This is a genomic window from Mesorhizobium sp. A623 (assembly GCF_054489405.1).
The window spans coordinates 1-22,737 of the sequence record NZ_JBTMXB010000003.1; the positions used below are offsets into that span (position 1 = coordinate 1).

Consider the following 22,737-nt stretch of genomic DNA (forward strand, 5'->3'; position numbering starts at 1 on the left):
CTGCTGCGCTTCATTGTCCGTCTCCAAAAGTGGGCGGACTCTACCAAAACATGGAGGAAGTTTAGGGTCTAAGGTCACGTTCATTGCGGCAGGAAGTGTCCAAGTGTAGGCGGCCGAGGCGGCGTTCTGATACGCGAGAGTAATGTTGTTAATGGTGCAGATCTGCGTTCCATCTGCATAACGAACATACTGACCGTTAGCGTTGCTGCCGCGCTCGATGATGGCACCGGTCGGAACTCCTGCCAATTGCGAGACAGTCCCGAGGATGTTGCTTTTCTGATAGGCACTATCCGCCTTCACGCCTTGAGCGGCAGTTGCCAACTCCGCAACCGTCTTCCCGCCATCCTTGACCAGCTTGCCAGTCGTCCCGCTGAACACAGCTATCCGGTCGGCACCCGCACTCGCGGGGCCAACAACGTCACCAATGCCGGTTCCGTCCGTTCCCTTGACTGCAAGCAACTGCCAATAGGTGTTGGAAGTCGCAGGCAAGGCAGGAGGTGCATTGCTGGTCGTGGCAGCTTTAGCCGCCCAGCTTGAGCCATTATAAAGAACAGTATCACCCGGCACATAAGCCGTTGCGCCCGCATAAGCGCCCTTCGAAACGAAGCTCGCTCCCTTCTGGCCGGCGACATTGATGTTCCAAGCCGCCTTGGTGCCAGAACCACCAGTTACGTCTACCGCGACTGCCAGCGTATGCCCGGAGTACGCGGTAACGACGCCTTCCACGAAGTTGGCGGGCGTCGCTGCATCCGACACACGCAGCCTGCCGCCAGCCAACCAGCCGCGGTCGTCCTCGACAACGGTGAATGTCTTGGTTCCGGTGCCAATGGCAACGCTGGACGTGGACGTGCCCGTAACCTGGGCCGCGCCCGCAGCACCGCGCGGACCCTCGCCATCAACCGGATACGGCCCTTCCCACCCCGACGCCACCTTGCGATAGAAAGCAAGCGCTTCGCCGGGTTCGGCATGAAGCCACAAAAAGCCATTGTCCGGAGTAGGCGACAAAGCATCGCGCTCCGCAATGGTGCCGCTGCCGTCTGGATGGACGCCCACCAAGGACAGGCGCTGGATGATGGTTGCCAGTCGGTCGTTCGTCCAGGCAGCCTGCACGGCCTCGCTGGAGTCGCGTGAGATAGCGTAAACGGCCGCAGCGCCATTAGTGCCGGGCCAAGCATAGGCCAGCGTCAGGTGTGTGTCGTCTTCGACCGATTCAATCGGGATAGACATGCCTGCGCAAGAGAAGCCGCCACCCTTTACCAAGGCAACGGCCCAGCCGGTCAGGCTGCCCGTAACCACAGCGGAGCCGTTCGACACGGAAACCGTGCCGGTGTTGTAGATTAGCGATGTCATTTGGATTCCTTGAAAAGCCCGCACGGTGGCGGGCGTGTGAATTACGGGCACAGATTAAAAATATGCGCCACGTACGAAGTGAATCGGCTACAAGATTAGGTGGTTGCCGGCGGCAACCTGTTGTTTGAGCAGTTTCGGCTGTACTCGCCACGCGGGACGGCAAAGCAATGAAGCTTTGCTGGAGTGGCGGGCTTATTCCCGCTTCAAGCAATAGGGAGACGTCAATATGAGAATGTTGAGGTCACAAGCGGTGAAAGTTAGAGCGTACCTTCGTACGCGCTTCGGCCGACTTGAGCATGTACGTGCTCATTTTCGGTCTTGGCCAGGTCAGCTTTCATTCGACTTTTAATCGCAGGGTCGTAACCTGAGACCGCCGCCGGCAATCAGCTATCGAGAAATAGCTCCTACATCTGTTAGGGCACGCGATATCTACGGGAACACACAGGGAACAAAATGCCTGTGGGAAACAACCCCCCTGAACAGGCAGGGGAGACAATACTATTGTAAATTGTGAAAGCTGGATGGGTCTACGGTGTCGCTGAATGACTGACCGTAGACCCGCTTTCCAGTTGGCTCCCCGGAGAGGGCGGGAGGCAGTTGTTGCTGCCTCCCGTTCCCCGAAGTGTCACCAGATTGGTTACACTCGCGGAAATATGCAACGCACGTTTTCGGGAAGCACACAACATTAACGTGAAAGTCACGTTTGATGGCGTGCATAAGGGTCATATTTTCAATTGCGGATGCGTGCGCAATGCGGGACCAGCGGTACGGGGCGCGAGCGGTCTTAGACTTCTGAGCCGCCCCCTATCCGAAAACTCTGTCCACCTCTTCGATAGCGGCAGCATCGACGGGGACCACGTTGATCGCGCGCGGACGACGGTCGAGGCCGGTCTGAATTTCGTAGCGAACCCAGTCGTCACGCTGCGGGATGCAGCCGTCGGGCAATGCGGTGAAGTGGAAGAACATGTTATCCGGCTGCGCTTGGATGAAGCCAAAGCCGCGCTTTTCGATGTAGGTGATGATTCTGCCTGTAGGCATTTATGTCTCCTGAAAATGGAAAGCCGCACTGTGCATGGCGAGAGCCAAGGGGAACCACAGTGCGGCAATGCTCATGATGCGCGCGCCATTAAAGGCCAAAGCCTCCGCGCCACGCGACGCACCTTGCGGACCGAGCGAGCCCGTCTTTCCCGGCGCGGCATGGTGTTAGCTACTCGCTGGTAGCAGGATATAGGTCGCCATAGATGAACGCTTCCGGACGGAACACGGCGAGCGCCAATCTCGATTCGATCCTGATAGTCGCGAGGTTCTTGACGAAATCGTCCTCGTTTTCGGTCGACAGCAGCACCTCGACGTCGAGCCGGTCGAAGATCGTCGCACCGTCCTGGAAGGCGCCCACGAGAAACTCGCCGGCACTCATTGCATTGGTCGCAACCACCGGGAGGTTCCAGAGCCGCTGATCCTGCAAGCCGAACGGAGACTGCGCACTGATATAGCGGTCGTCGCCGTCCTTGATTCCTAGCATGCGGCGCCAATCACGGCGGTTGAGCACGATGGCATTGACCGGAACCTCTGCGTCTTCGGCTTGGCTGATGGCCTGGTTAACGCGGTCAAACGCGGAGTCCGCCGTGCCGGAGAAAACAGGGGTAAAATCCGACGCCTGCGGGATGATACCGTTCAAATTCTGACCCGCGCCAGACCCCGAAAGCACCTGCTGTTCTTCAACAAACTGCAGCCCATAGGTACCGCGTCGGCCGACATACGCCGCCAAGGCCGGAGCGTCGTCCAGCATCTGCCGGCTGATTTTAAAGGTGTGTGCAATCGTGCGAACTGGCGACGTCACCAGGTTGAACGTCAGGTCCGACTTCGGCTTGGTCGTGCCTTCAGTCACCGGCCTAGCATTGTTGGTGAAGCCTGTTTCCTTCGCCCATTCGACCGAATTGCTGGTGGTGCGGGCAGAGCCGATGACATCGCGAAGGCGAAGTTCGCGCTGGTAGGGCGATAGGATACCTGGAACGCGATGGCCAGGCACAAGGCTGGTTCCGGCCGAGCGACCAGCACCTACCGTGCCGTCGCCGGAAGTAATATCGGCGCGCTCATCCTGAAGCTTGACGACAGCGCGCCCCCGGAACGTGGATGTCAGGTTCTGGACGTCCTTCGAATCCAGCAACGCGGCGGAAAGCGGGAGGTCGTCGTTGGCGGCAATGTAGTCGCGCGAAGGCTCGCGAGCGGCGCGCTTCTCAAGTTCGGAGATGCGAGTGGAAAAATCGCCAGCCTTCTCGTTGAAGTTGTTGCCAAGCTCAGTAATCATTTCAGCAAGATTTGCCATTAGTTATCGTCCTTGTAGAGTTCAGGGGTTTCAGCGCGCAATCGTGCGAGCCGGTTGTTCGTGTCTTCAATCTCTTCCGCGAGATGACGTTCAGCCTCTGCGACTTGCGCCCGAAATTGGGGGACGCATTCCGCCAATTTCGCGTCGAGGCGCAGGCGTTGCTCTTTGTTGGCGTAGATGCGATCCCATACAAAGCAGCGTTCGTCCGATCCCGGCTTCAGATGTTCGGCGACAACATCGCCGTGCTCGACCGCCGCGCGAGCGGCTGCATCGAGGAGTTCAGTGATATCCATTATGGATCCTTGTGATTGCCGCCACGGCGTCAGCCGCGCCCGGCGTTGCGCCCTGTAATTCGGCAACTATCGCCGACAGGGTGGTGCCGGCCGCGAACCGCGCCGTGCCGTCTTCCGCGGGATGTCCGAAAACAACGTGCGCGCCGTTCACGTTTGCCGACACGCCGCCTTCGCGAACGATGATGTCGCCCGGCTGAACCTGACCGCGAATAACGGCCAGCAGGGTTTCGCGCAGCCGATAGCCATCTAGTGACGTCATGGCCGCGTAGTCGGCTGCATGGGCCGCTGCGGTTGCCACGCCAGTCTCCGCCAACACCGCGAGCAGTAGCGCCACCATTTCGTCGGGCGCCAGTTCGGGCGGCGTCTTCTTCGCCTCGGCCATCTGCACCAGCCCGGCGTGCTGGAGCCGGTTGGCGATTGCAGCGGTGCGACCGCGGTTCACGTTAAGGCGGCGCGCAAGGATTTCGACGCATTCCGAAAGTTTCACGGCTTGCCTCCTTTGTTTTTGGCGAATGAATAAAAAAAGACCGCTTCCCTATGTGGAAAGCGGCCCAGTTGCAGGAAGCTGAACACCTCGAAAGGACTTCCTATAATTCTACAATAGCAAAAACCGCCACTCACCCTTGCGCGAAGCCAGAAAGACTAAAGTAATCAACAGATGAAACCCGCCACAGTGTCAGGTTTATGCCACCATACGTTGAAATTTGTTATCGTTCGCCGGAATCAACACACGCATTCTTCGCGTTGTTTCGAGCCTGGCGCATTCAGCGCACGCGGCCTGCACCACGGCCAGCACTTCTCGCATCGGAAGCCTGTCGACGTCACGCTCGGCCATGATGGCGCATAGCTCAAGCCCGGCGCGCAATCGGATGCGGCCAGCTTCCGCCGTGTTCCGCTGCGAGAACCTCCACGCGGGCGCCAGGTCGGCCATTTCAGCGCCGTTCAATGCACGCCACACGATGCGCGCTAACGGGCCAAGCGTCCTAAATCGCCAGCGGAGTCGAATGGCCCTGTCCGCCTCGGCTTCAGCCGGCCACAGCGCAAGTGGATCCCGTACGGAGCAATCTACCTTCTCCGAGCCGCCGCTACTGCTGCGCATTCCTTCCGAGCGGCTCAGGTCCTCGCGGTGCATGTTCGTAAACCAATCGAGCGCGGTGACATGCCTGGCCGAAAGGCGGCCTGCGGTGTGCTCTTCGGCCAGCGAATTGCGCCGCGCTATTGATGCCCGCTGAATCGGCGCTGGGGCGGTCGCAGACGCGATTGCAGTGCGCGCAAGAGCAGTAGCCGACAACGGGCGTAGAAGCGCCGACATAGGCTTGCTGGCGGCCTCTGTGGACTTAGGCGCCCAACCCTTCCAGAAGCGTGTCGGATCGCTCCAGCGGTGCGGGAAACGGCGCTCTCGGCCCATCCAATATTGCGGCTTCGGTCGCGGCTCAGGGCGCGGGCGTTTCAGCTTCGGTCGCTCGTACGCGCCAGGTGGGATTGGGCAACCATCAGGCCGGCCAATCGACGTGGCAGCGATTGCGTACGCAACAGAACCGGCCAGGCCAATCTCCGCGGCCGAAGTGACATTGACGTACCAGTGCGGCGCCACACGCACCATAGCACGGCGGCCGGCTTCGCCCGATGGCGTGCGCGTTACCTCGCGAAAGGCTTGCCAGCTTATGCGCTTGCCGCGATAGGCGCCGTCGAAACGGGCGTGCCTGCCAGTCAAATCTGTGATTTCGGTGTCCATTTTACCTCCAATTATTGCCGTCTTGATGCGGCTCAAATTTCCAGTTTTGCGGATGCAAGTATTTTCCTATCCGGCCGGTATGGGCCGGGCAGTCGGTCGAGTTTGGGTGCTCCCCGGCATGGAGGGCGAAAGGTTTTTTCTACACGTTTTGCACAGCGTCTGGATGGCGACGGTACGGGCTGGCCGGGGCTTGGACTTCTGATAGCGCCCCCTAAAAAAACAGATGAAAACCTGCGGCGTCGCGTGCGTTGGAGCCCGACCGGTGTGGGGCGGAGTCTGTTCCGGAGTTTTGGCACCCCCGGCCGGGCGGTCGAAAAAGTCGGGGGCCGCATCCTCCATGACCGACGCCACCAGGAACATTTGCGCGCGTGCATAATGGCGGAAGAAAAGTGGCCCCTCGCGCGCGTTGCGCGCACGCGCGTGAGTCCTCATAGGAATTCCTGTATTAGCGATGACGCTCGACTGCCCGACCGGTACGGGGCAGCGGCGGCCTGGAGTTGCATGGCCCCCCTCATGCGGCGTCCTTCTTGTGATCGTTCTGGTTGTCGGGCTTCAGGTCGGGACGCATCGCCCAAAGGTCGGCCCATGATAGCCGCTTGCCGAGACGTGGCTTGGCGGTTGCGACAGGTCGGCCTGTCATATCGCGGATGGGTTCGTCGGTGGTCGCGGTGGTGGTCATGCTGTTGCCTCCAATCTGATGAATTTCGAAGCCATGGTCGGGAGGGGTACACACACCCCAAAAACGGGCAGAAACGTCGTCGTGGGACACCCCCTCTACATTCTGACCATACCTTTGTATTATATTATTGTTTTTATTATATATTCCCCTTTCGAAGGTATGGCCAAAGCCATGGTCAAGGCATGGTCAGTCGAAGCAAACCGGCCATGCCTTGGGTGCGAAGCCATGGTCACCGGCCATGCCTTGCGCCATACCTTGACCACGCCTTCGAGCATGGCTGTCAGGTCAAAACCTCCGCGCTCGATGGCAAGTTTTCCTTAGTCCAGAAGCGGAACTGAACTTGCCCGCTGTCTGCGACCAGCTTTGCGAAATAGATTTCGCCGGCTTCCCTGAGTGACGCCTTGATGTCCTCAAGCCGCCTCTTGTCGATGGCTCCGCGCAACCGCTTCGTGATGATTCCGGATTGCAGACCGTTGGTGCCTGACTTCTCAATTATGCGGCGCACGCGCAGATATTCCGCTGACTTATCGTTGTCGGCGATGTTGTCATCTGATCCCCTGACGATGGACAGGAACGATGCTTCCGCAACCTCGTTCGCCCACTTCTGGATGTCTGCCGTGATGACCGGTTCTTTGGGATCGCAACCGATGGCCACGATAAGAGCCAGCTTGGCCGCATTCTCGCCAACGCGGTTGAGGATGGGGCGGTATTGTGGATCCAAGGTCGAGCGCATTGCGCGCATCCTGTCGTCGAAACCTTCGAAAAGATCATCGACACCGGGAGCGAATTCCGCGGTAATGATCGGCCACGGCTTTTCGTCGGCCTTCGCGCTCAGGACGTAGAACGCGCCAGCGCCATAGATGCTGCCGCTGTTCCCAAGCAGATCGTTTACCCGGCCCGCTATCTCTTCAGGCACTGCATCGAGAGAGCCTGAAGGATTGCGAACCTTCTTCGGTTCCGTGTCCCCGGCGTCAATCAGTATTAGACGGCCAAGAAGCCCCTCGGAGATGTTGCCGGAAGAAAGCGCCTGCCAGAATGTCGACGGGGTGGAAATCCCGTGGATGGAAAAGCAAGGTTGCACGATGCGCGCGATGTTGCCGCCTGCCTTCTCTGCGCCGCCCCAGGTGCCTTGTGTCGCTCCGGTCAGTTCCATTAGTGCGGTGGTGATTTCCTCCCTATGGGGCGCCACGTTTCGCCCAGTATGAAGTGACAGGAATTTGCCGAACTCGTCGATCGTCGAGATGCAGGAAGGTGATAGCCGCAATCGTCCAGCCAGACCGGGCAGGCTGCGCAACTTGTCCGTGAAGATCGCCTGCGAAACCTTGTCACCGTCTGATGTACTGTCGGCAATGGCTTCTGCTGCCCGGATGGTTATGTCCTTGCCAAAGCCAGATTCCGCCAGACCGACGATATAGATATTAGAACGAAGCCCGGTCGGTCCTTTGTATCTGCGACCGACAATCCCTGCCGTGAGCGCCAGTGCTGACACCAAAGCCAGATGCGGCGACGGAAACCGCGAGCACGATTCGATGAACCGGACGAACTCGCCAACAGCGCCGGGCGGGTAGCATAGATGGTCTGCAAGCCCTGCAGGCGTTTCGATATTCTCGGGCGTTTCATCCTCGCCGGGATCGTCATCATTCGCAGCTTCTGGATGCGCTGAAGCCGCACCAAAGCGCATAGTGACCGGCGCTCGAATTTCCCAGCCGAGTGTTTCGGGTTCAACGCCCATTCGCTCGCACAGCCAGAATGCAGCATCCTTCGGCGTAGGTGCGCCACCGTAATCCAAGACTAACTGGATCGCCGTCTCCGGCTTCTCGCGCCCGAAGTCTTGGATACCCGAAGAGTGTATCGAGATGTCCTCTTCCAACGAACGGCCAAGGTCTTTCGACGTGACGCGCCACGCTCCGGTGCCGGCCTCTTGTCGGGCATGCGGGAACAGCGTCAGCACCCACGCTTCTGCCTTGGCGAGAGATGCGGAGTTGACGCGCGTCCAGAACGATTCGCCACCGGACGGTTTGCGCGCCGGGTGCTCGGCTTTCCGGACCGGTTCGCCTGCTGCTGCCAATATGGTTTCTGCATCGGCGCGGAAGGCATCGAGATGTTCCGGCGCAATGACTGGAAGATCAGCGAGGGGAATAGTCAGCGGATCGCCGTTCGACCATGTGTATGGCTGCAGCGTCTCGGGGTGGATTCCATAGGCTACTATCTGCTGGCCGATGCCCATAATCTCGACCTGATGCTTCTGACCATTGACTATGAATTCTGGCGTCGCAGCCTTCTCCCGTGGCTCGTTGGCTCGCGATACGAACATGACTTTCGGCGGCTTGCCCACCCGGCGCGGCAGATCGGGTGCGCCAGGGATTTCCATGAAGCGGGCGATCAGCTTTTCGGCAATCCCAGCGTCAGGCGCATCAATGTCGACGCCGACCAGTTCGCCGCAAAGCAGACCGGTATTCTCATGGTCTGGGTATTGCCGGAGTGTGTAGCTTTCGACCTGCGCGGCGTCGATATTCAGACGCGACCATTTCTTAATAATGGGACGTTTTCCCTTGACCGGGATGATGCGATAGCCGTTCTCGATCAGGCTGACGCGGAGATCGACGAGCGGGTTGGATTTAGTGGCTGAAGCGGTGGTCGGCATTGAGGCCCTCGTAAGCTTGAGATGCAAAGTCCGTGATTTCCGCAGCAAGCGCGGAATGGAACGTAGCGAAATGGCGACCGTTGGCGGTCGGTGATGCAATGCGCCTAGTGCCGTCTGGCCATTGCCGCAACAGCAGCCCATAGAGCCGCAGGTGCTCGCTGATCTCGACGTCAAAACGCGCGAGATTCCTCTCTCCGCCACCATGCGGTAGCGGTCGGATAGATAAGATTTTCAATGTTTTGGTTCCCTGTGGGGTGGTAGTAAGTGCTGGCCGTCTTGGTGCGGCTCTTTTTGTGGTGGTGGTGGTTTAAATTGCTAGCAACATAAGAGTTGTGGCCAATGCCGTTCACGCCGCTGCCCTCGCGGCAATGCGCTGGTCAATCCAGGCAGATACTTCAGTTTTCAAAAATGCGACGCGCCGCTCTCCCAACTGCACGGAACTAGGGAAGCGCCCATCTGCGCGGTACTTATTAAGCATCGACCGCGACATGCTGGTCATGTGCGCGGCGTCGTTGAGTGAAACGAGAACGTTGTCGTTCGCGTGAATCATGATGGCTCCTCTCGCGCCGAAACGGATTTCGGACGCAGTTCGACTCGATTTAGAAATGTGTGTGGGGTGGCCTGTTGGCCTTGTTACTGCAGGCTGGTTCCCGCAACTCGGCGCTGCGGCAGTGCTGTAGAATCAGTGCGCGTGGCACTAGCGGTTTTGATAACCGTGACGTCCACAGGGAGCGACTCGGAATCCAGTGTCAACTGGCGGAATAAAAAAATCGTCCGCGTCAGGAATTATTTATGATGCGCAGTAGGTCGCCCACTCACCCATAAGCTGTCGCCGCTTCTCCAGCGCGTCGCCGCGCCGATATGCACGCTCCACTTCGCCACCCACCTTGTGGCCTAGCGACCATTCCGCGATCTCGCGCGGGTGGCTGGTTTCCTCGCCGGCCCAGTCCCTGAAGCTGGATCGGAAGCCGTGAACAGTGCAGCCCGCCGCGCCGGTAAAGGACCGCATCGCCGAGTTGCCGATTGGCCGGCCTTTGCGAACACCGTCGAAAATGTAGCCTTCTCCTCGCGGCAGGGCGCGTAGGACAGCCATGGCGGAATCAGACAGCGGCACGACGAGCGGTTTGCCAGTCTTTGTTCGTTCGTCCGGAATCGACCATAGCGCGGCCTCCATGTCTATTTCAGCCCATTTCGCCTCTCGTGCTCGCCGCTTCGGCAGGCGGTTAGGATGACAAACCGGAGGCACTGTGCTGCTGTGGTGGCGTCTAGGGCGCGAAGGAAGGCTGCAACACCATTATAGGACAGGGCAGCGTGATTGTCGCCCGTGACACGGCTGGCCGCTTTTAGTATATGCTCCAAATGGCCGGACCACCTTGCCGGATTATCACCGACGCGCAGTTTCTTGGCCGTCGCATAATCGAGAACGGATTCGATCTTGCCGCGCACACGCTGGCCTGTGGCTGGCTTCGTATCCCATAAGGGGCGCAGTGTGGCCTCTACCAGTTCGGTGTTGATCGACGCGACGGCAACGGTCTTGAGCTTGGCCGAGTGCTCCAATAGATGCCGCCGCCATTCCCTTTCGGTGTGCGCTGTCCATTCGTTCTTCTCGCGCATGTAGGTTTCGGCCAGATCGCCGAACGTCACTCGCTGCGCCTTTGCCGCGAGCCGCTCTGCATAAGGGTCGCGATCATCCGCGAGTATCTGGCGAAACGCATCTGCCTTTTCGCGGGCCTTCGCTAAGCTAACCGGAGCCGTACCAGCGAAGCCGCCGAGTCCAAGTTCGCGTCGCTGGCCGTTTCTGCGGTATATGAAAAACCAACTTTTGCTGCCACCGGCGTGCACTCTTATATAGAGTCCGCCGCCGTCCGACATGACGCAGGGCAGCTTAGCGCCCTTGATTTTAGCATCAGTGAGTTTGTGTCTTACCATACTATTTACCCAACAAATCAGGTTGATACTATGGACACAAAAAACGATATGGTCAACGCAACTCCATGATTTGCAAGGAGTTGCGGAAATTCTCTGTTGAAAAGGTTGGCTATTTTAGCGCCCTTGTGGCGCCGTGTTCTTTCCGGATGCGCAAAGGCGTCGAATACGGATACCGTCCCGTTGGCGTGTCGCCTATTGTGCAGCATGGCGATTCACAGACGACCTCACGCATGACCGGCGAAAAGCGTTTCTTTCTCGATGTCCGGCGCTCGGCAACCGGTGTTTCCTGGCAGCACCGACTGACCGAAAGGCAAGACATGGTGGCGCTGGCGATAGCGCAGGGGCAGGGCGTGCCCGACATCGTCGCGCGTGTGCTGGCCGGACGCGGCGTCAGCGCTGCCGATGCGGCACGCTTCCTTGATCCGACGATCCGCGAACTGCTGCCCGACCCTGCCTCCGTGACCGACATGGAAAAGGCAGCGGCTCGGATCGCCCAAGCCATCGTGCGGCGGGAAAAAGTGGCGATCTTCGGCGACTATGACGTCGATGGCGCTGCTTCGTCGGCGCTACTGAAGCGGTTTCTCGCGCATTTCGACGTGCCGTCGGAAATCTACATCCCCGACCGCATTTTCGAAGGCTACGGCCCGAACCCGGAAGCGATGCGCGATCTCGTTTCGCGTGGCGCCACCTTGATCGTGACCGTCGATTGCGGCACCAACAGCGCCCCTTCCATCGACGCCGCCAATGCTGCCGGGGCTGATGTCGTCGTGCTCGACCACCATCAGGTCGGCGGACCGTTGCCGGCGGCGCGCGCCGTGGTCAATCCCAACCGCGAGGACGATCTTTCAGGGCAGGGGCATCTGTGTGCAGCCGGCGTCGTTTTTCTCGCTTTGGTGCAGACGGCAAAGGTCCTGCGCACCAGTCTTCCCGACGCGGCGCAGCCGGATCTTCTGGGCCTGCTCGATCTGGTGGCCTTGGCAACCGTCTGCGACGTGGTGCCTCTCACCGGTGTCAATCGTGCCTTTGTCGTCAAGGGACAGCAGGTCATACGCCAGCAACAGAACGCCGGATTGGCGGCCCTGGCGCGGGTCGCGCGCATCGGCGAGCCGATAGGCCCGTTTCACCTGGCCTTCCTGATCGGGCCTCGCATCAATGCCGGGGGACGTATTGGCGACGCTGCATTGGGCAGCCGGCTGCTTGCCACCGACGATCCGGTGGAGGCGCAAACCATTGCAGAAACACTCGACCGTCTCAACCAAGAGCGGCAGGCAATGGAACAGGAGATGCTGGCGCAAGCCCGCGCCGAGGCCGATGCCGAGCTTGCCGGCGGCAATGGGCCAGCGGTTGTCGTCACCGCCAGCGACGCCTGGCATCCAGGCATTGTCGGCCTGCTCGCGTCGCGCCTGAAAGACCATGCCCGCCGCCCGGCCTTTGCTATCGCGTTCAACGGGAGCGGCACGGGAACGGGCTCGGGCCGTTCGGTCGCCGGCTTCGACCTCGGCCGTCTGGTGCGGGCAGCGGCGGATGCCGGGCTGATCGTCAAGGGTGGGGGCCACGCCATGGCTGCCGGCATTACGGTCGAACGAGAGAAACTCGGTGCGCTCAGGGCCTTTTTCGAAGAGCAGGCGGCGGCCGACGTGTTCCGTCTACAGGATGAGGAGGCGCTGCACATTGATGCCGCCCTTGCCGCGGAAGGCGCAATGCTTGCTCTGCTGGATGCGCTCGAAAAGGCGGGACCGTTCGGGGCAGGGCATGTTTCGCCAGTATTTGTCCTGCCTCGTCATAGGGTGGCCGATGCGCGGCTGGTCGGCACCAATCACATTCGTGTCGAACTGCAATCAGCCAGCGGCGGGCGGGTGCAGGCCATGGCCTTTCGCGCGGCGGATACGGCGCTTGGGAATTTCCTGTTCAACAATCGCGGCAAGACCGTCCACGTTGCCGGCTCGCTGTCCGGCAACTACTGGAACGGCAACAAGACGGTGCAATTCCGTATCGTCGACGCGGCGCTCGCCTGAGCGACGCCCGCACAGGTCAGCGGGTCAGCCGACCACGCCGTTAACGTGCGGCCATACTTCCACGACGCCCCGATACACCATGTCGAGCGCCACATAGAGGATGATCAGCAGGCCGATATAGGCGATCCAGCGATGGCGATGCAGAAGCTTGGCAATGAAACTCGCCGCAAGTCCCATCAGACCGATCGACAGGACCAGGCCAATAACCAGCACCGAGAGGTGGTCGCGGGCAGCACCGGCAACCGCCAGCACATTGTCCAGAGACATGGAGACATCGGCAATGACGATCTGCATTGCCGCCTGCATCAACGTCTTGCGCGGCTTGCCCGCGGCCGACCGACCGTTGCCCGTGCCGGAATTGGACAGAGCCTCCGTGGCTTCCTGCTCGTCGGCGTGCGAGGTGCGCAATTCGCGCCACATCTTCCAGCAAACCCACAAAAGCAGGATGCCGCCGGCAAGCAGCAACCCGACGACAGCCAACAGCTTGACGGTGACGGCAGCGAACCCGATCCGCAGCACAGTCGCCGCCAGCACGCCGATAAGGATGGCTTTCTTTCGCTGTTCGGCCGGCAAGCCCGCAGCGGCGAGGCCGATAACGATGGCATTGTCTCCAGCCAGCACGAGATCGATGGCAATGACTTGCAGCAATGCCGTAAAACCCGCCGCTGTGAAAATCTCCATCGCCCGATTGCCTTCCGTCAGTTCATTGATCCGTGAAGTGCCGCGGTAATGCCTGCACGACCACACGTTCAAGCGTTGGACGGACCATCAGCCGAGCAAGACGCCATGGGTTATTTGCACAAGTCGGCCAAGGATTGCCAGCAATTTTCAGGGAGAGCGGCGACGTAGGCCTTGGATCAGGATCTATGGATACAAATTATATTTCGACCAGTCGCTAAGCGGAATCTGATCCCCGATGCGATAGCGAAATTGTACGATTTTCATATGGTCGGGAGCCGTCTGGCATTTGAATTTCAGCCTGTACCACTGACCTTTACTGCGAAACGCCGCGCCCGGACTCTTGATCGAATTATCGCTCATCTCCGGCGTGGCGAAGGCATAGGCCACGACGCGATCCGCCGAATAGCCAGCCTTGTCGTGCGTGATACGGTCGAGCACTTCGGCGTCGCAGCGCTGTTCAAGTCGCGTCTGCGGATCGAGCTTCAGCAAACCGGCGCGCAGCCGCGTGTCCATCGCGTGGGCCGGAAGGCCCAATGTCAGCAAAGCAAGGGCTGCAAGGCAAAATGTCCTCATGGCGCGGGAAATCATCATAGTATGCCGAAAAAATCAAGACCGGCCGACAATTCCTGAAGGGTTCGCTGGCTTCCGGCGCCAATCATGGCATGGCGAACGGCCGATCGATGCAGCGTGCTTCTTGAAAACGGACGCAGCTTCAAGCATACAGCTTGCGGATCGGAGGGATGGCCGAGCGGTTTAAGGCACCGGTCTTGAAAACCGGCGTGGGTGCAAGCTCACCGTGGGTTCGAATCCCACTCCCTCCGCCATCCGTGTGCCTGGTACAGATCGCCATCTCTATCGGGGCGCTTATTTTGCAAGGAGGATAGGCGGTATGAACCGGATTACGGGCGGTTGTCTGTGCGGTGACGTTCGAATTGTGGCGTCGGGGCGTCCGTATCGGGTCGGCCTCTGTCACTGTCTCGACTGCCGCAAGCACCACGGCGCGCTTTTCCACGCTTCCGCGATATTCCCTCAGGACGCGGTGACAATCGAGGGTGAAACACGCGACTATGCCGGGCGGTTTTTCTGTCCTCGTTGCGGCTCGTCCGTTTACGCACGCACGGACGATGAAATCGAGGTGAGCCTGGGATCTCTGGACGCCCCTGACCAGTTCGCGCCGACATACGAACTGTGGACCATCCGCCGCGAAACATGGCTGCCGCCGTTTCCGCTTGCGCGGCGTTATGAGCGCGATCGCGAAGCCTCTGGTCGTATTGTGCAATAGGTGGGACCATCGGCGAACGCCTCCGGTTTACCGGCGCTCGCTTCGCCAAGCACCTGCCACAATCTTGCCCGCTTCCGGACATAGTCGGTTAAGGGCGTCATAAGAACTTCCTGTATAGAAGGAATGGGGCGCACGCTGCTCAAACATCCTGCGGGAATGTCTGAGTCGCGGTTTTTGGCGTCGACAGGCATTTACGACGGGCAGGGGACAATCAGAACATGCAGACATCGGCGCGCCTGCATCTCCGCCGCGTTTCCGTTTTTGCGTTGCTTGCCGGGTCGGCGGCTTTGCTGGTCGCCTGCGCCAGCCAGCAACCGCAAGTGGCGGTCAACAAAAAGACGCACTCGAAAGAATATTTCGCCGAGTCCGAATATGGCGTCAAAGCCAGCCCGCGCGTGACCTTGAGCAAGACCGATGTGAGACGCGGCGGTGGCCGCGATCAGACTGGCAAGCCCTATCAGGTACGCGGCAAATGGTACTATCCCAAGGAAGATAAAGGCTACACCAAGATCGGCGCGGCCTCCTGGTATGGCGATGCGTTCCACGGCCGGTTGACCGCCAATGGCGAAGTCTACGACATGACCCATTTGACGGCCGCGCATCCGACAATGCCCTTGCCCAGCTACGCGCGGGTAACCAATTTGAAGAACGGAAGCTCCGTCATCGTACGCGTCAACGATCGCGGCCCTTATGCACACGGGCGGATCATCGACCTGTCGGAACGAGCCGCAGACATGCTCGATTATGCGCATTCCGGTACGACCAAGGTTAAGGTCGAATATGTCGGCCGCGCACCGCTCGACGGCCATGACGACCAGTTTCTGATGGCGTCGTACCATCCCGGAAGCAGGGCTCCCGATCCGTCCGACGGTCTGCCGACCGGCGTGATGATTGCCATGAACGGCTCGACGCCGAGTGGCGCGGCAAATGCACCGGCAGCGCCATTTCCGGGCCAGTTGACGAATTCGCAGCCGGCTTTTTCGGACGGGCCGGTCATGGCCGCACAGGCATTCGGCTTCGCGCCGCTGCCCGACTTCGGTCCGATCGTGCCGCAGCGGCCCGCACTGGTGCCCACGGTACCGTTCGCCGTGGCCTCATTGTCCTATGCCGAGGAGAGCAAGCCGCAGGCGGCAAGCGCGTTCGCCGCCCTGGACCAGGGTGGGCAACCCGATTGGAGAAAAGCGACGCTCGCCGACAGCGCCAGATCTGGCGACTATGTGGCGGCAGGCTCCTATGACGACGCGCTTGAAGCCGCGAACATCGCCTCGCAGCTTGCCGGCTTCGGCAAGACCGAAGTGCAGCGGCTGCAGCACGACGGCAAAATCTGGTATTCGGTGAACCTCTATGCCGACGGTCACGGCACCGTTGATGACTTGCTGCAGGCGGCATGGTCGCATGGTGCGCCCGACGCTCTTGCCGTGCGCGATTGACCTTTGGGCTTCGGCGGCTTCAAGCATTGGAATAACCGGAAAGCCGATTCCGCCTTTCGGTCCAAGGCTCTAGCTCCTGTTGCTCTTCTTTGCCTCTTGCTGTCCTGCCTGTCAGCCGGGCCGGCCTCGGCCCAGCTCTTCGAGACGAAGGCCGCCCAGGCTTTCATGATCGACGCCGAAACCGGCACCGTGCTTTTCTTCAAGGACGCCGACAAGATCATCCAGCCGGCATCGCTCGCCAAGCTGATGACGTTGGAGGTGACATTCGACGCTATCAAGACAGGCCGGCTGAAGCTCGACGATACCTTCGTCGTCAGCGAAAATGCGTGGCGAACGGGCGGCGCCCCTTCGGGCACGTCCACCATGTTTGCGAAGATCAAGTCTACCATCCGGCTGGAGGATTTGATCCAGGGCGTAGCGGTGCAGGCAGCCAATGACGGCTGCATCGTCATCGCCGAGGGGATCGCGGGTTCCGAAGACAATTTCGCGCGCCAGATGACAGAGCGCGCGCGCAAAATCGGGCTGCAGAACTCAGTCTTTGCCAATTCGACCGGACTGCCGGCGGACGCACAGCAGACGACCGTGAGGGATCTCACCCTTCTCTCGATGCATATCTGGCGCGAGTATCCCGATCTCTACCGGTATTTCGGGCAGAAGGATTTCACCTGGAACAAGATTTTCCAGAGGAACCGCAATCCGCTTCTGGCCATGGATATCGGCGCGGACGGCCTGGCCGTCGGCGCTAGCGAGCAATCCGGATTCGGCATCGTCGGCTCGGCCAGCCAGCGCGGCAAGCGGGTGATTGCCGCGATGAGCGGTCTTGCCAACGACAAGGAGCGTGCGGAAGAAGCCCGCAAACTGCTGGAATGGGGACTGCGCTCCTTCGAGAAAACCGAGATATTCGCCAAGGACGAAGTGGTAGGCGAAGCCGAAGTGTTCGGCGGGACTCGATCCACTGTGCCCTTGAAAGCGAAGGGGCCGATCGATATCTTTTTGCCGATCACCAATCGCGACAAGATGACGGCGCGGATCGTCTATAATGGTCCCTTGACCGCGCCGGTCGAACAGGGGCAGCCCGTCGGTTCGCTCCGCGTGTGGATCGGCGATACACTGAGCCAGGAAACGCCGCTTTTCGCGGGCGAAACCGTCAATGTCGGGTCGCTGCCAAGCCGCGCCCTCGATGCCGCGGAAGAACTGGCAATCGGCTGGCTTCGATAGAAACAACCGCCGTGGACCTTTCGGGCAGCGCGGACTATGACGGTCTCCGCAAGGTTAGGATCGGTCGCTTGGCAAAAGGCGTTTTCATCACTTTCGAAGGCGGGGAAGGGGCCGGCAAATCGACACAGATCGGTCTGCTGGCGAAAAAACTTCGCGCCAAGAAATATGATGTCGTCGTAACCCGCGAGCCGGGCGGCTCGCCGGGGGCCGAGGCGGTTCGCCACGTAATCTTGTCTGGTGCCGCCGAACCGCTCGGACCTGAGATGGAGGCGCTACTTTTCGCGGCGGCGCGCTCCGACCATGTCGAGCAACTGATACGGCCGGCGCTCGCGCGCGGCGCAATCGTTCTGTGCGACCGGTTCATGGATTCCTCGCGCGTCTATCAAGGGGTAACCGGCGGTCTGGATGCCGGCTTCATGGACGCCCTGGAGCGCGTGGCGGTACATGGAACCGTGCCCGATCTGACGCTTATTCTCGACATCGACCCGGCGGAAGGGCTGGCGCGAGCGACCGCCAGGCGAGGCGAGGAAGCCGTCGCCGACCGCTTCGAAAAAGAGACGCTCTCGATCCATCAGCGGCGGCGCGAGGCATTTTTGGCCATCGCCGAAGCCGAGCCGGAGCGCTGCGTCGTCATCGATGCGGCGGCATCGGCCGAGATTGTCGACAACGAGGTCACGGCAGCAGCTTTCGCCGCACTTGAACGGCACCTGCTTGCGCAGCCGCAAGGAAACGCGCTGGCATGAGTTTCGAGCGGATAGCCCCCGAGCAGCACGATACGCTGGACGGCGTGCCGGAACCGTCCGAGACGGCCCTGCTGGTCGGGCATGCACAAGCGGCTGCCATGCTGACTGCGGCGTACAGGGCCGGCAAACTGCCGCATGCCCTGCTCATCGCCGGACCGGTCGGCATCGGCAAGGCGACGTTCGCCTTTCATCTGGCGCATCATCTGCTGAAATACCCTAACGCCGAAGCAGCGCCCGAGACACTGGCCGTTCCCGATCCGTCGTCTTCCCTGTTCCGGCAGATCGCCACCGGTTCGCATTCGGCGGTTCTGCACCTGACCCGGCCGATGAACGAAAAAAGCAAGTCCTTCAAGACGGTCGTAACGGTCGACGAAATCCGCAAGGTCAATCGCTTTTTGTCGATGACTTCGCATGACGGCGGCTACCGGGTGGTAATCATCGATCCCGCCGATGACATGAACACCAATGCGGCCAATGCGTTACTGAAGAATCTTGAAGAGCCGCCGGTGCGCACGCTTTTCATTCTGGTGGTGCATGCGCCCGGAAGCCTGCTTCCAACCATCCGGTCCCGCTGCCAACTTGTGCGGCTGGCCCCGCTTGCCCCCGATGAACTGATGCAGGTGCTGGATGCCACAGGCCAGCCGCTGCCGGCCGATCTTGCCGCACAGGAGGCGTTGGCCAGGCGGGCAGGGGGCAGCGTACGCACCGCGATCTTACTGGCGCAATATGGCGGGATCGAAATTGCCGAAGCGCTGGACGGTCTGCTCGCGGCTCGGAAGCTCGACATGACCGGCGCCTATCGCATTGCCGAAGGCGTGTCGGGCCGCGACGGCGCAATCGCCTTCGACATCTTCAACCGCCGGGCCCTCGACCTGTTGTCGGACGCGGCGAGAACGGCGGCGCAAGCAGGGTCCATCGGCCGCGCCAAAGCGCTGGCGGATACTTGGCAGGAAGCGTTGAACGCGATATCCGAGACCGAGACGTATAATCTCGACAAGAAGCAGCACGCATTGATGATGATTGACCGCCTGAACACCGCGATGCGAATGTGATCGCAACTGCCTCTCGGGTAGCGCCGGCAATTCCGATGCGCTATCCCACCGCGACCTCCTTTCATCCGGCATTTAAAACGGTTCGATCATGTCACGCGAAAAATACTATATCACCACGGCGATTTCCTATCCCAACGGCAAGCCGCATATCGGTCATGCCTATGAATTGATCGCAACTGATGCCCTTGCCCGCTTCCAGCGGCTGGAGGGCAAGGATGTCTTCTTCCTGACCGGAACCGACGAGCACGGCATCAAGATGCTCCAAACGGCCAAGAAGGAAGGCATTTCCCCACGCGAACTGGCCGACCGCAACACCGCCGAGTTCCAGCAGATGGCAAAGGTGCTGGGGGCGTCGAACGACGATTTCATCCGCACGACGGAAGAGCGCCACTACCGCGCCTCCCAGGCCATCTGGAAGGCCATGGCTGCGAACGGCGACATCTACAAGGGCGGCTACGCCGGCTGGTATTCGGTGCGCGACGAAGCCTATTACGGCGAGGACGAAACCGAGGTTCGCGCCGACAAGGTCCGCTATGGCCCGCAGGGAACGCCGGTCGAGTGGGTCGAAGAGGAAAGCTACTTCTTCCGCCTTTCCGCCTATCAGGACCGGCTTCTGGCGCTCTACGAGGATCAACCCGGCTTCATCGGGCCATCGGAGCGGCGCAACGAGGTCATGAGCTTCGTCAAATCCGGATTGAAGGATCTTTCGATCTCACGCACCACCTTTGACTGGGGTGTGCCGGTTCCAGGCGATGAAAAGCACGTCATGTATGTCTGGGTGGATGCCCTGACGAACTACATCACCGCAATCGGTTATCCCGATGAAAATGATGAGAAATGGGGCTTTTGGCCAGCCGATGCGCATATCATCGGCAAGGACATCGTGCGGTTCCACGCAGTCTACTGGCCAGCCTTCCTGATGTCGGCCGGCATCGAATTGCCGAAGCGCGTTTTCGGCCACGGCTTCCTGTTCAACCGCGGCGAGAAGATGTCGAAGTCGCTCGGCAACGTCATCGATCCTTTCACGATGGTCGAGCACTACGGCCTCGACCAGGTCCGCTATTTCTTCCTGCGCGAAGTGCCCTTCGGTCAGGACGGCAGCTATAGTCATGAAGCCATCGTCAACCGCACAAATGCCGATCTTGCCAACGATCTCGGCAACCTCGCACAGCGGTCGCTGTCGATGATCGCCAAGAACTGCGGTGCCGTCGTACCAAAACGCCGCGAACTGACGGAGGCCGACAAGGCCATTCTCGATCAGGCGACCGCCGCGCTCGCCACCGCGCGCAAGGCAATGGCGGAGCAGGGGATCCATCTGGCGCTGGCCGCGATCTTTGCCGTCGTTGCCGAGGCCAACCGCTATTTCGCGGCGCAGGAGCCATGGGCGTTGAAGAAGACCGATCCGGCTCGCATGGAAACGGTGCTCTGGACAACGGCCGAGACGATCCGGCGTGTGGCCATCCTATGCCAGCCGTTCATTCCGGCTTCGGCTGCAAAGCTGCTCGACTTGCTGGCCGTGCCCGACGAGTGCCGCAACCTGGCGGACGTCGGGGATGCGCGCGCGCTGGCTTCCGGCGTGCCGCTGCCGGCACCGACGCCGGTGTTTCCGCGCTATGTTGAACCCGCAGCAGAAGCTTGATGATGCTGGTCGACAGCCATTGCCATCTGGATTTCCCGGATTTCGCCGACGAACGCGAGGCAATCGTCGCGCGCGCCCTCGCGGCCGGGATCGGGCGCATGGTAACGATCTCGACACGGGTCAAGAAATTTCCACAGATCCTTGAAGTCGCCGAGCAATTCGATGCTGTTTATTGCTCTGTCGGCACGCACCCACATAATGCGGACGAGGAACTGGACGTAACCGCCGACGAATTGGTGCGACTGGCCGCCCACCCGAAAGTCGTGGCGATCGGCGAGGCTGGCCTCGATTATCACTACGACAAGGCGCCGCGCGATGCCCAGGCGCAGGGCTTGCGCACCCATATCGCCGCCGCTCGCATGACCGGTTTGCCGTTGGTGATCCATGCCCGTGCCGCCGATGACGACATGGCCGCCATCCTCGAGGAAGAAACAGGGAAGGGCGCGTTCCCCTTCATTCTGCACTGCTTTTCGTCGGGCCGCCGGCTGGCCGAGGTGGGCGTTTCGCTCGGCGGCTACGTCTCTTTTTCCGGCATTTTGACCTTCAAGAATTCGGCCGAACTGCACGCCATCGCGGCAGACGTGCCGCGTGACAGGCTGCTAGTGGAAACCGACGCGCCTTATCTGGCCCCGGTCCCGTTCCGCGGCAAGCGCAACGAACCTTCCTTCGTCGCGCAGACGGCCACGGTACTGGCGCAGACGATTGGTGTCAGCGACCTCGAAATCGCTGAAATCACCACCGATAATTTCTTTCGGCTGTTCACCAAAATGCCGCGTCCCGACGCCCGGAACTTCGCTCCGTGAGCGACCTCCTGCGCCTCACCATCCTCGGTTGCGGCTCATCTCCGGGCGTGCCGCGCATCACCGGCGATTGGGGCGCTTGCGATCCAGCTAACCCGAAGAACCGGCGCATGCGGGCGGCAGCCCTTGTCGAGCGCATTTCCCCGACAGGCGGCAAGACGGTCGTTGTTATCGATACCGGCCCCGATTTCCGCTCGCAAATGCTGATGGCGGCGGCCGAGCGCATCGATGCCGTCGTCTATACGCATCCGCATGCCGACCACATTCACGGCATCGACGATTTGCGCGGCTACGTTCTGCAGCAGCGCCACCGCATCGACATCCATGCCGACGATTCCACCATGGAACGGTTGTATGCCGCGTTCGGCTATTGTTTCGAGACGCCTCCCGGCAGTTCATACCCGCCGATACTCAAGCCGCACCGTATAGATCACGCCAAACCGGTACGCATCGAAGGCGAGGGCGGCACCCTCACCCTTGAACCGCTACCGCAGGTTCACGGCGACATAATCTCCTTGGGTTTCCGTATTGGCTCACTAGCTTATTGCCCCGACGTCAGCGATTTCCCCGATGCAACGGTCGAACGCCTGCATGAACTGGACGTTCTGATAATCGATGCGCTGCAACTTCAGCCGCATCCCAGCCATCTGTCGCTTGATGAGGCTCTTGACTGGATCGACAGGCTGAAACCGAAAAAGGCGGTGCTTACACACATGCACGTACCGCTCGATTATTCGGCTGTCGCGGCGGACACGCCGAGCCACGTCGAGCCGGCTTATGATGGCATGACTATCGAGCTTCCATACCGCGACGCTTGACGGCTTATCGACAGGGTTGCCTGATAGATCGAACGCCAGCGCTTCAGGCGACTATTGAGGTTATCGAGGAACGCCGACCAAATTCGGCGATCAGGGCCCAAAA

General features: G+C 60.4%; 21 protein-coding genes, 1 tRNA gene and 1 pseudogene. 10 read left to right on the plus strand and 13 right to left on the minus strand.

Going from position 1 to position 22,737, the window contains the following annotated elements:
• From ACX3P1_RS03975 to ACX3P1_RS04025, 11 genes and pseudogenes are all read right to left on the minus strand, one after another.
• Positions 1 to 1,350, minus strand: a pseudogene (locus ACX3P1_RS03975) (hypothetical protein); the annotation flags it as partial.
• Positions 1,351 to 2,154: 804 nt separating this feature from the next.
• Entirely contained in the window at positions 2,155 to 2,388 is a 234-nt protein-coding gene (locus ACX3P1_RS03980; RefSeq protein WP_459078261.1) for a cold-shock protein, read from the minus strand.
• Positions 2,389 to 2,557: 169 nt separating this feature from the next.
• On the minus strand, positions 2,558 to 3,676 hold the full coding sequence (locus ACX3P1_RS03985; protein WP_459078262.1) for a phage major capsid protein: 1,119 nt from the start codon (positions 3,674 to 3,676) through the stop codon (positions 2,558 to 2,560).
• A complete protein-coding gene (locus ACX3P1_RS03990; protein ID WP_459078263.1) occupies positions 3,676 to 3,969 on the minus strand; it encodes a hypothetical protein in 294 nt (97 codons plus the stop codon). The genes ACX3P1_RS03985 and ACX3P1_RS03990 overlap by 1 nt, the downstream gene beginning before the upstream one ends.
• Complete coding sequence (locus ACX3P1_RS03995; protein WP_459078264.1) at positions 3,956 to 4,456, minus strand: hypothetical protein; 501 nt, start codon at positions 4,454 to 4,456, stop codon at positions 3,956 to 3,958. Before ACX3P1_RS03995 ends, ACX3P1_RS03990 begins: the two co-directional genes overlap by 14 nt.
• A gap of 195 nt (positions 4,457 to 4,651) precedes the next feature.
• Entirely contained in the window at positions 4,652 to 5,704 is a 1,053-nt protein-coding gene (locus ACX3P1_RS04000) for a hypothetical protein (protein ID WP_459078265.1), read from the minus strand.
• A 511-nt stretch (positions 5,705 to 6,215) separates the two neighbouring features.
• Positions 6,216 to 6,383, minus strand: coding sequence for a hypothetical protein (locus ACX3P1_RS04005; RefSeq protein WP_459078266.1), 168 nt, complete (start codon positions 6,381 to 6,383; stop codon positions 6,216 to 6,218).
• Positions 6,384 to 6,663: 280 nt separating this feature from the next.
• A complete protein-coding gene (locus ACX3P1_RS04010) occupies positions 6,664 to 9,027 on the minus strand; it encodes a bifunctional DNA primase/polymerase (RefSeq protein ID WP_459078267.1) in 2,364 nt (787 codons plus the stop codon).
• Positions 9,028 to 9,373: 346 nt separating this feature from the next.
• Complete coding sequence (locus tag ACX3P1_RS04015; protein ID WP_459078268.1) at positions 9,374 to 9,577, minus strand: helix-turn-helix transcriptional regulator; 204 nt, start codon at positions 9,575 to 9,577, stop codon at positions 9,374 to 9,376.
• A gap of 240 nt (positions 9,578 to 9,817) precedes the next feature.
• Positions 9,818 to 10,120, minus strand: coding sequence for a hypothetical protein (locus ACX3P1_RS04020; protein WP_459078269.1), 303 nt, complete (start codon positions 10,118 to 10,120; stop codon positions 9,818 to 9,820).
• Between the two features lie 83 nt (positions 10,121 to 10,203).
• On the minus strand, positions 10,204 to 10,956 hold the full coding sequence (locus ACX3P1_RS04025) for a tyrosine-type recombinase/integrase (protein ID WP_459078270.1): 753 nt from the start codon (positions 10,954 to 10,956) through the stop codon (positions 10,204 to 10,206).
• Positions 10,957 to 11,186: 230 nt separating this feature from the next.
• Between ACX3P1_RS04025 and recJ the strand changes: the two genes are divergently transcribed.
• The gene (gene recJ / locus ACX3P1_RS04030; protein WP_459078271.1) at positions 11,187 to 12,971 is read left to right on the plus strand and encodes a single-stranded-DNA-specific exonuclease RecJ; all 1,785 of its coding nucleotides are present in this window, start codon (positions 11,187 to 11,189) and stop codon (positions 12,969 to 12,971) included.
• A gap of 24 nt (positions 12,972 to 12,995) precedes the next feature.
• On the opposite strand, the gene ACX3P1_RS04035 is transcribed toward recJ, so the two are convergent.
• Together ACX3P1_RS04035 and ACX3P1_RS04040 are read right to left on the minus strand one after the other, a co-directional pair.
• Positions 12,996 to 13,652, minus strand: a complete 657-nt coding sequence (locus tag ACX3P1_RS04035) for a TerC family protein (RefSeq protein ID WP_459078272.1) — start codon at positions 13,650 to 13,652, stop codon at positions 12,996 to 12,998.
• A 183-nt stretch (positions 13,653 to 13,835) separates the two neighbouring features.
• On the minus strand, positions 13,836 to 14,225 hold the full coding sequence (locus tag ACX3P1_RS04040) for a DUF930 domain-containing protein (RefSeq protein ID WP_459078273.1): 390 nt from the start codon (positions 14,223 to 14,225) through the stop codon (positions 13,836 to 13,838).
• 161 nt (positions 14,226 to 14,386) lie between these two features.
• On the opposite strand from ACX3P1_RS04040, the gene ACX3P1_RS04045 reads away from it, so the two are divergent.
• The 9 genes from ACX3P1_RS04045 (at position 14,387) to ACX3P1_RS04085 (ending at position 22,634) form a co-directional block, all read left to right on the plus strand.
• Positions 14,387 to 14,476: transfer RNA gene (locus ACX3P1_RS04045), tRNA-Ser, on the plus strand.
• Between the two features lie 65 nt (positions 14,477 to 14,541).
• Positions 14,542 to 14,934: a GFA family protein gene (locus ACX3P1_RS04050; protein WP_459078274.1), complete on the plus strand. Its 393-nt coding sequence runs from the start codon at positions 14,542 to 14,544 to the stop codon at positions 14,932 to 14,934.
• Between the two features lie 218 nt (positions 14,935 to 15,152).
• Complete coding sequence (locus ACX3P1_RS04055; RefSeq protein ID WP_459078275.1) at positions 15,153 to 16,364, plus strand: septal ring lytic transglycosylase RlpA family protein; 1,212 nt, start codon at positions 15,153 to 15,155, stop codon at positions 16,362 to 16,364.
• Between the two features lie 96 nt (positions 16,365 to 16,460).
• The gene (locus ACX3P1_RS04060; protein ID WP_459078276.1) at positions 16,461 to 17,582 is read left to right on the plus strand and encodes a D-alanyl-D-alanine carboxypeptidase family protein; all 1,122 of its coding nucleotides are present in this window, start codon (positions 16,461 to 16,463) and stop codon (positions 17,580 to 17,582) included.
• 68 nt (positions 17,583 to 17,650) lie between these two features.
• The gene (gene tmk / locus ACX3P1_RS04065; RefSeq protein ID WP_459078277.1) at positions 17,651 to 18,325 is read left to right on the plus strand and encodes a dTMP kinase; all 675 of its coding nucleotides are present in this window, start codon (positions 17,651 to 17,653) and stop codon (positions 18,323 to 18,325) included.
• Positions 18,322 to 19,377 carry a DNA polymerase III subunit delta' gene (locus tag ACX3P1_RS04070; protein WP_459078278.1) on the plus strand — a complete coding sequence of 352 codons (1,056 nt, stop codon included), beginning with the start codon at positions 18,322 to 18,324 and terminating at the stop codon, positions 19,375 to 19,377. Before tmk ends, ACX3P1_RS04070 begins: the two co-directional genes overlap by 4 nt.
• A gap of 88 nt (positions 19,378 to 19,465) precedes the next feature.
• Complete coding sequence (metG, locus tag ACX3P1_RS04075; RefSeq protein ID WP_459078279.1) at positions 19,466 to 21,016, plus strand: methionine--tRNA ligase; 1,551 nt, start codon at positions 19,466 to 19,468, stop codon at positions 21,014 to 21,016.
• A gap of 2 nt (positions 21,017 to 21,018) precedes the next feature.
• Positions 21,019 to 21,819, plus strand: a complete 801-nt coding sequence (locus ACX3P1_RS04080; protein ID WP_459078554.1) for a TatD family hydrolase — start codon at positions 21,019 to 21,021, stop codon at positions 21,817 to 21,819.
• On the plus strand, positions 21,816 to 22,634 hold the full coding sequence (locus tag ACX3P1_RS04085; protein WP_459078280.1) for an MBL fold metallo-hydrolase: 819 nt from the start codon (positions 21,816 to 21,818) through the stop codon (positions 22,632 to 22,634). Before ACX3P1_RS04080 ends, ACX3P1_RS04085 begins: the two co-directional genes overlap by 4 nt.
• Positions 22,635 to 22,737: the final 103 nt, after the last annotated feature.

What these genes read in the sequence shown, in the direction of transcription:
- ACX3P1_RS03980 (WP_459078261.1), bottom strand. Translation starts at nt 2,388, where the DNA reads ATGCCTACAGGCAGAATCATCACCTACATCGAAAAGCGCGGCTTTGGC.
- ACX3P1_RS03985 (WP_459078262.1), bottom strand. Translation starts at nt 3,676, where the DNA reads ATGGCAAATCTTGCTGAAATGATTACTGAGCTTGGCAACAACTTCAAC.
- ACX3P1_RS03990 (WP_459078263.1), bottom strand. Translation starts at nt 3,969, where the DNA reads ATGGATATCACTGAACTCCTCGATGCAGCCGCTCGCGCGGCGGTCGAG.
- ACX3P1_RS04000 (WP_459078265.1), bottom strand. Translation starts at nt 5,704, where the DNA reads ATGGACACCGAAATCACAGATTTGACTGGCAGGCACGCCCGTTTCGAC.
- ACX3P1_RS04005 (WP_459078266.1), bottom strand. Translation starts at nt 6,383, where the DNA reads ATGACCACCACCGCGACCACCGACGAACCCATCCGCGATATGACAGGC.
- ACX3P1_RS04010 (WP_459078267.1), bottom strand. Translation starts at nt 9,027, where the DNA reads ATGCCGACCACCGCTTCAGCCACTAAATCCAACCCGCTCGTCGATCTC.
- ACX3P1_RS04015 (WP_459078268.1), bottom strand. Translation starts at nt 9,577, where the DNA reads ATGATTCACGCGAACGACAACGTTCTCGTTTCACTCAACGACGCCGCG.
- ACX3P1_RS04020 (WP_459078269.1), bottom strand. Translation starts at nt 10,120, where the DNA reads ATGGCTGTCCTACGCGCCCTGCCGCGAGGAGAAGGCTACATTTTCGAC.
- ACX3P1_RS04025 (WP_459078270.1), bottom strand. Translation starts at nt 10,956, where the DNA reads ATGGTAAGACACAAACTCACTGATGCTAAAATCAAGGGCGCTAAGCTG.
- recJ (WP_459078271.1), top strand. Translation starts at nt 11,187, where the DNA reads ATGACCGGCGAAAAGCGTTTCTTTCTCGATGTCCGGCGCTCGGCAACC.
- ACX3P1_RS04035 (WP_459078272.1), bottom strand. Translation starts at nt 13,652, where the DNA reads ATGGAGATTTTCACAGCGGCGGGTTTTACGGCATTGCTGCAAGTCATT.
- ACX3P1_RS04040 (WP_459078273.1), bottom strand. Translation starts at nt 14,225, where the DNA reads ATGAGGACATTTTGCCTTGCAGCCCTTGCTTTGCTGACATTGGGCCTT.
- ACX3P1_RS04050 (WP_459078274.1), top strand. Translation starts at nt 14,542, where the DNA reads ATGAACCGGATTACGGGCGGTTGTCTGTGCGGTGACGTTCGAATTGTG.
- ACX3P1_RS04055 (WP_459078275.1), top strand. Translation starts at nt 15,153, where the DNA reads ATGCAGACATCGGCGCGCCTGCATCTCCGCCGCGTTTCCGTTTTTGCG.
- ACX3P1_RS04070 (WP_459078278.1), top strand. Translation starts at nt 18,322, where the DNA reads ATGAGTTTCGAGCGGATAGCCCCCGAGCAGCACGATACGCTGGACGGC.
- metG (WP_459078279.1), top strand. Translation starts at nt 19,466, where the DNA reads ATGTCACGCGAAAAATACTATATCACCACGGCGATTTCCTATCCCAAC.
- ACX3P1_RS04080 (WP_459078554.1), top strand. Translation starts at nt 21,019, where the DNA reads ATGCTGGTCGACAGCCATTGCCATCTGGATTTCCCGGATTTCGCCGAC.